The organism is Streptococcus sp. UMB0029 (assembly GCF_002871495.1).
Taxonomy (GTDB): Bacteria; Bacillota; Bacilli; order Lactobacillales; family Streptococcaceae; genus Streptococcus.
On sequence record NZ_PNGD01000022.1, the window covers coordinates 1 to 7,796 of the forward strand.

The 7,796-nt window shown below is 39.7% G+C and carries 1 protein-coding gene; it reads right to left on the reverse strand.

Annotated elements, in window-relative coordinates:
• Positions 1–340: 340 nt before the first annotated feature.
• Entirely contained in the window at positions 341–7,465 is a 7,125-nt protein-coding gene (locus CJ239_RS11235; protein WP_102211621.1) for an SIALI-17 repeat-containing surface protein, read from the reverse strand.
• Between the last annotated feature and the right edge of the window lie 331 nt (positions 7,466–7,796).

Sequence of the window (7,796 nt, forward strand, 5' to 3'; positions counted from 1 at the left end):
TCTGACTTTCTGGTCTTAAAGGAGTTGCCTCGATCCTTGGCAAATCTGTGTTCATTTCTTTTGCTGTTGGGATTAAAATTTTCATATTAATAGTGTAGCATATTTTTTTGCCGCTACCAAGGAATTCATCTGAAAAGAGACTGGGGAAAAGTCTTAAACCTCAGAAAAAACGCATAATATCAGGTGTTGAAAACCTTAATACGATGCGCTTTATCATGCAAGGATCTACTATATTTCTCCTCAAATTGAGGTTCTATATCATAGTAGCTCTGCTCATTCATCGATTCAATTTTTAATCCTCGATCAATTTATAAAAATCAGAATGCTTTAGAGATAAAGTCTAATCTTCTTTACGTTTTGTAGCCAATAGTGCTGCTGACAAGGCCAAGCTAACACCTGCTAAGAAGATTGCTATACCAGATTCTCTCTCACCAGTTTCTGGCAAGCTATTTTGATCTTCTTTGACTGCTGAAGCCTTTCTTTCTGCAGTCTGGTTATTAGCTATGTTCTGTACTGGATTCTCTGTTTTCTCACGAACTGGTACTTCCTGATTTCCTACTGTTACTGGATCACCTTTATCCTCTGGAAGTTTACTATCTTGAGACACTCCTGTATTTACCCCGTCTTTAAAGTCAGGCTTCTCAGCGATTGGTGCTACCTGATTATCTACAGTTGATTGTTTCCCTGTGTATTCTGAAATGTCGTTAACTGCTCCTTCAACAAAGTTAGTACCTCCCTTGAATTCAGGGACTTCATTGACTAGCGCAGGCTCCTCGCCCTTGCTATTTGAAATAGATGCTTTCACTCCTACCTCGATAATGCGGTCTTGAGCCTTTCTTTGTTCAGTATGAACAATAGTTCTAGTAGTTCCCACAACTTGAATATAGTCAACTTTTTCTCCATCTTGTCCTTCAGAAACAACACGACGTTGGCCTTGAGCAAGTTCAGGATTTTCACGAATAACTTCTTTAAATGGAAGCGGAGTCTTTTCAATTTCCAAGCTTAGAGTTTCTGCTACTAAGTTCTTAACGCCTTCTGTTGGTGTTGTTTGGAAGACTGACTTAAAGTGTAAACGATACTCTTTCATAAGATTTCCATCTTTAGAAACAAGACGAACGAGTGTTGGAAGATTGGTATTTCCAGGATCCACAACTGTAACTACTCCATGTCCACTAGTTGTTGCAGTGACTTTTGGTTTTGAACCCATTGTTGTTAGAGTATAATCTGTCACATTTGGATCAAAGTTTTCCAATGCTTTTCCAGCAACTGAAATAGTCACTGAAGGAGTTTCTTCATCTCTTACTTTAGCAGGAGAGTAAGCACTAAACTCTACTACTGCTAGACCATTAGTTGTAGATTTACGAGTCAAACGTGCTCGAATAGCTGTTGTCTGAATCGGATCAAATGTAAATTCAATCGACTTACCAGCCACGATTTCTCCAGAAGCTTTGTAAGGAATTGGTGCCCAATTTTCTGCCTTGTTGAATGGATGGTCGGCATTTTCTTCATAACGAGAAATCGTACTTGGTTCTGTAAAGGCAGGACCAATATATCTTTCTAGAACCATTTTCTCTGGGGCATCTGTTCCACTATCTTTAAAGAATTGAATGGCTACTTTTCCAATAGATTGGGAGGCAATTTTGCCGCCCTTCTTAAAGAGTAGTCCGACAGAAGTTTCTTGATTTTTCGGAGTCCGAGACCAGTTTGTCCAACGTCCGTCCTCAATGTATTTTCCATCATTGATGTAGAAAATTCTATCATGTGAATTTACTTGTACATCATTCGTTGTCGAAGCAAAGGCTTTAGAATCCGTTTCATTGTTGCTTGGATTTTCTGACAGAACTTGGTTACCTTTAGCTACAACTGTTACTTGCATTTTGGTGCTTAAATCTGTACCTATTACATGACCAGTTACTTCAAAACTTCCCTCCTGTTCTGTCGCATGTTCAGGAATGGCATCCCATTGAACTGCAAGGTTAGCCTTAACCCAGCCAGCTTGTGAAGGATAATAGACTGTCACTTCAGCAGGCAATTGAAGTTGAGCACCAACATTCAAGATTTTAGCACCATTTTCTGCAGCAAGAGGTTGACTAGTTTCTCTCTCATCATTACGGAAGATTCGATATTCTTTCAATACCGTACCATCTTCTGCTTTCAAGATGAAACGCGTTGCGCCTTTTGGACTTGTTGCAGGCACAACTGTTACCAAACCATTATTGCTAGCTGTTGCAGTGATTTGTTTGCTAGATTGAGGAATATAGTAATCAGTCTTAGATGGATTAAAGTGTTCAAGATCCTTACCATCTACTTGGATAGAAATCTCTGAACTTGTAGAGCTTACTACCTTATTTCCAAGAACAGTTAGCTCTGTCAAACCAACACCAGCTGTTCCATCTGCTTTCTTCATGCGTATACGAACAGCATAGGTTTCTACCTTATCAAATGTAAAGTGATTTGTTTGAATTGCAGATAGCTGACTTGGAGCATGTAAGTTTTCAACTACTTTCCAATTGTCAGGATTATTAAATGGATGATTGCTATCTCGTTGAGCATTATTGACATCATTTGGAAGATCTGGAACTTCCTGACCTACATAGTATTCGATAACGTATTCTTTTGGAAGACCAATTGTTCTATCGCTATAAAAATCAACCGACAAATTGTTGACAAAACGTTTCGTCAAGTCTCCTGAATTACCAAACAAGATAGAAGCCCAGTCATTATCAGTATTTGTTCTCCAAGTAGTCCATCTATTTTTAGCGCCTGTTGTCGTTCTTGACACAGTCAGGTCGTTCAAGGCATTAGCTGAATCATCTCCTCCTGTATTTGATACAATGGCAGCTGGCAATTGGGAGCCTGTCCATTGTTTAGAGATATTATTTCCAGCAACAACTTGACTAGACACTCGAACATGAGCTTTAGTGGTAAGATTACTATCAACTAAACGACCATTGATTTCATGGACTCCTTCAGTTTGACTAAAGTTGGTTGGAACCTGATTCCAAACCACATCTTTGTAGATAGTTGTTCCATTAGAATGGTAAGCACGAACATTAGCTGGCAATTGAACCGACTCACCCTTAGGTACTGTAAGGCTGATTTCCTCTGCAACTTGCAAGCCTTCAACCGTCACCGTTGCTTGAGCCTCAATATCTGTACCTTCTACATGTCCTTTAATGGTAAAGCTATGATAGTGCCCCAATTCTTTTTCAGCTACTTTGTCCCAAGTTACAGCTACCTTACGAGGCAAACCCTTATCAAATTCTGCTCCAACTTGACTAGGTAAATTAGGTTGCTGATTGATATCGGTAGAGATAGAAACTGGATGAAGTTTGACAATTTTCTTCTCTACTTTATTTTCTTTAATCACCAATTCAGTTGCGACAGATTGCGTTTTTTCTGTTTGATTGTCAATACGAGGAGTTAGAGTAACACGACCCTTAGTATAGAGCAACAAGTTCTGTCCATTTACCTCAAGATGACCACCATCAGCTGACTTGGCTTCTAAGTGGACATCTGACGCTGAAAATTCCGTCTGTGAACCGTCCTCATAATGCCCAATTACATGATAAGGGAGAACTTGGTCTTCTGTTGCCTTCTCTTTTCCTTCAACGTTTACTTCCAAGCGGGTCAAGGCAGGTGCTTCCTTCACGAATTGAATCAAGTAAGTTTGAACCAAGTCACCCTTTTGGTCACTCAAGAAGACAGAAGCCTGATAACCAGTATCAGAAGAAGCTTGCTGAACAGTTACCTGATAGCCTGTAGTCTGTGCTCCAACACTTGGGATTTTAGCAGTGTAAGGAAGAGATACTCGGTAATAATTCTTGCTAGACTCGAAGTTCTCAAGAGCTTTATCCCCAACAGTAAGTCCTGTAATGCTACTTGTTGTTTCCTTGCTGCTTGCGATAAAGGTTGCAGTCACTTCACGGTCGTCATCTACCAATTTACCAGTAGCCTCCGTACGTCCCCCTTCCTTGGTCAAAGCAGCAGGATCTTTCAAGGTCCAAGAAACAACCTCTGTATCAATTAAGCTACCATCTGTCAGAACAGCTGTGAACGTTTTATCCAAATCAGCCGCATTTGTACCAACCGGTACTGTAGCAACTTTTGGCAACCATTTATCTAAGGCAACCACTTTTACAAGTGCCTCAGCTTGGGTTTCCAAACCTTCCACTCGTCCAAATACTTTCTTTTCACCTGCACTTGTAAGTAAGTCAGATGGCACTTCCCAAGTGACAGTTTTTTCCTCAACACTGCCATCGCTATAAATAGCTGTTACTGTTTGAGGCAATTCAGGATTTGTAGTCACGTCAGTTGTTGCTTTTACAGGAGCAAAGGCTACAAAGTGATGGTTTTCTTTCTTACCAGACACAGTCGCGACTGTTGCGCTATCAGATGTCAAGCCAGCAGAATCTGCATAAAGAGTAAATTTACCTTCTTTTTCTGTTGATTTTACAATGACAACCCCTTTACCATTGAAAGCACGTCTTTGCCATGTTCCATCTGCTTGAGCTTTGTAGCGCTCACGACTAGCTTGTTCCCCATTATCTACACCAACGATTTGTCCCTGACCATGCAGATTGAAATGAACAAGATTATTCGCTGTTGGTACAACATTCCCGTCACTATCAACAATTTCGTAATGGATGTAAGATAAACCTTTACCATCTGCAGTGATAACATGCTCTTCTTTAGTTAGACGAACTCTTGCTGGTTCCCCTGCAGTTGTCACACTATCACGCGCAATTTCATTCCCATTTTCATCTCGAGCAATCGCAGTCAGTGTACCTGGTTGGTACTTAACAAGCCACTCAAGATACAATTCACTTGGTTTAGCTCCTTCATGATAAGGGCGTCCATCTTCTGTTCTTTTCTTAGTAAATTCCTTTTTACCAAGCGACTGACCGTTTAAGAATAATTCAACATTTGCTGCATTTGAGAAGGTACGAACCGGAACCTTTCCATCAACCAGCATCTTGCGCTCCTTAAGAGTCTCTTCAGTCCAGTTCCAATGTGGTAAAATGCGAACAGTTGGCTTTTCTTTATCACTATACCACTCACTACGGTAAAGGTAGAAATCATTCTTTGGTAAACCAGCTGTATCAATAATGCCAAAGTAAGAACTCTTCACAGGCGTATTATCTTGGTTATGCCATGGAGTTGGTTCACCGATATAGTCAATTCCTGTCCAGATAAATTGTCCAGCATATCCAGCATGGTCACGGTCAAAAGTCCATGACTCAGTAGCTGTTCTTCCCCATCCAACACGATCATTACCATAATCAGATTGTTCATAATGACGATTTGGACTGTTATCATGTCCAAGAATTCGAGCAGGATTGTAATAAGAATCACGCGTTCTAGTAGCTGAAGAGGTTTCAGAACCATAAATGAGCCAGTCTGGATGCGCTCTACGAACCGCATCATAAAAACGTTCACCATAGTTCATACCCACAGCATCCATAATTTCTGCAACTTTTAAGAAATCACCTGTCGCTGCACGACTAAATTTATTTTCACCCATGGTTACGTAACGCTCAGTATCAATCGCTTTGATAACAGTCTTCAAACGTTTAGCAGTTTCAATAGAACGAGGACTACCATTTGCCTCCTCTACCTCATTTCCAAGAGACCACATCACAATAGACGGATTGTTCTTATCACGTTCTACCATTGTTCTAAGATCAAAATCAGACCACTTCTCACCCTTCTTAGCTTCAGGATGAGTTGCATCTTGATCAAAGAACCGTCCATAGTCGTAAGTCTTCTTGCCACCATACCAAGTATCAAAAGCCTCCTCTTGAACCAAAAGTCCTAGACTCGCCGCAGCATCTAGCAACTGAGGGCTCGCCGGGTTGTGAGTTGTACGAATGGAGTTGACTCCCATATCTTTCAGAAGTTTTAATTTTCTGTAGGTAGCCTTATAGTTTTCTTCTGCACCCAAGGCTCCATTATCATGGTGAATACTTACCCCGTGGAATTTCATGCGTTCACCATTCAGAGAGAAACCTTCCTTAGCAGTCCAATTGAAATAACGGTAACCAAATGTATCTTCTGTTACATCAACTAGTTGATCTTCTTTATAAACCTTTGTTTTCAGCACATACAGTTGAGGATGGTAACTTTTCGTTGTCCAAAGAGTTGGCTGATTAACCAAGATATTCTGATTAAATTGTGCTGTTTCATTTTCTGCCAAACTCTTAGTTGCAGAACGAACTAGTTCTGAAACAGCTTTACCCTCCTTAGTGAAAATCTGTTGCTCCACAAAGACATTCGCAGCCTTTTTATCTGTATTTTTAATCTTACTTTGAACTTGTGTTTCAACATTGCTATTTTTTTGTTCAGCTAATTTTGGTGTTGTAATGTGGTTCCCATTTTCCGCAACATGGACTTTATCACGATAACTAAGGGTTACATCACGATAAATCCCACTTCCAGAATACCAACGACTACTTGGTTGCTTATTGATCACTTGAACGGTAATGGAATTTTCACTGCCATCCTTGTTCAAAAATTCTGTAATATCATAAGAAAAATGATTGTAACCACTTGGATAATGTCCTACAAATTTACCGTTTACATAAACTTTAGAATCCATGTAAACACCATCAAAATTGATACGAACATCCTTGTTCTTGTCTGCTTCATTCAGTGTAAAAGTCTTACGATACCAAGCTGTTCCACCATTTAACTGACCACCTTCATTGCGAGCAGGAGACTTGTGATCGAAGTCAAAATAAATACTCCAATCGTGTGGAAGATTCAATTTAGACCAATCATGAACATCCACATCTTTTTTTGAAAAATCTCCTTGGGCGTTTAGTTTAAAATACCAATCTTTATTGAAATCTTGTTTTCGATCTGATAATAGCTGCTTCTCTTTTTCAACATCCGCTTTACTTAACTCTTTAGAAAGCGCTTGCGTTTTTTCAGAAGAAGATTTGATATCTGTAGTCGGTTTTACCTGATCCTTTTCTAAAGTCTTTTTAGCATCCTCTTTTACATCTGTCTCAACTGTTGCTGTAGATTTCGGATTTTCTTCCGCAGTCTTTGGATTTGTCTCTTCAGACTTTTGCTTCTCCTCAGCTTCGTTTCCTTCTCCTACTTTATTCGGAGTTTCAACTTTAGGACCAGCCAATTCATGGTTGCCTTCATTAACAGGTTTAGCAGAATCCGTATCCTTAATCCCATTTTCTTCTGTTGCTTCAGATTTTGGCTTTACAAACTCACGTCCACCATTCTCATCAGCCTTTGCGATAGCAGCTGCCACATCATCAGGAAGCTTATCTAAAGGTTGGGGTTGATGAACCGTTGTTTCTTCTATCTGAGTATTGGATGAAGACAAGTCCTCAGCTTGTACAGCCGACAAGCCAAATATACTAGCTCCAATCATCACAGATGCCACACCTATAGCAAATTTACGAATGCTATAATGACAACGTTTATCGAAAAGTCTTTTGTTCATTAAAATCCTCATTTCTTTTTCTCGACACTAAGTAAGCGTTTACTTTTTAAAAAATAACCTCCTTCTGAATACACAACTAAGCATCAAGTTTGTTTTTTTGTATATATTGAATATATCAAAATGAACAAAAATTTGCAATCTTTTTATGAGTTTAATATAACAAAAAAGAGGGAGTAAGTATCCTATAACGAGAACCTTAACAATTGTAAAGAATCTAGTCCGAAACTATCAACTAATCGAGTAGGGGATAATCTCTAGCCCCTCTCACACCACCGTACGTGCCGTTCGGCATACGGCGGTTCAACTAACTTTTAACGCATGTCGTTCAAGG

Coding starts and splice junctions, on each gene's coding strand:
- CJ239_RS11235 (WP_102211621.1), bottom strand. CDS start 7,465: ATGAACAAAAGACTTTTCGATAAACGTTGTCATTATAGCATTCGTAAA.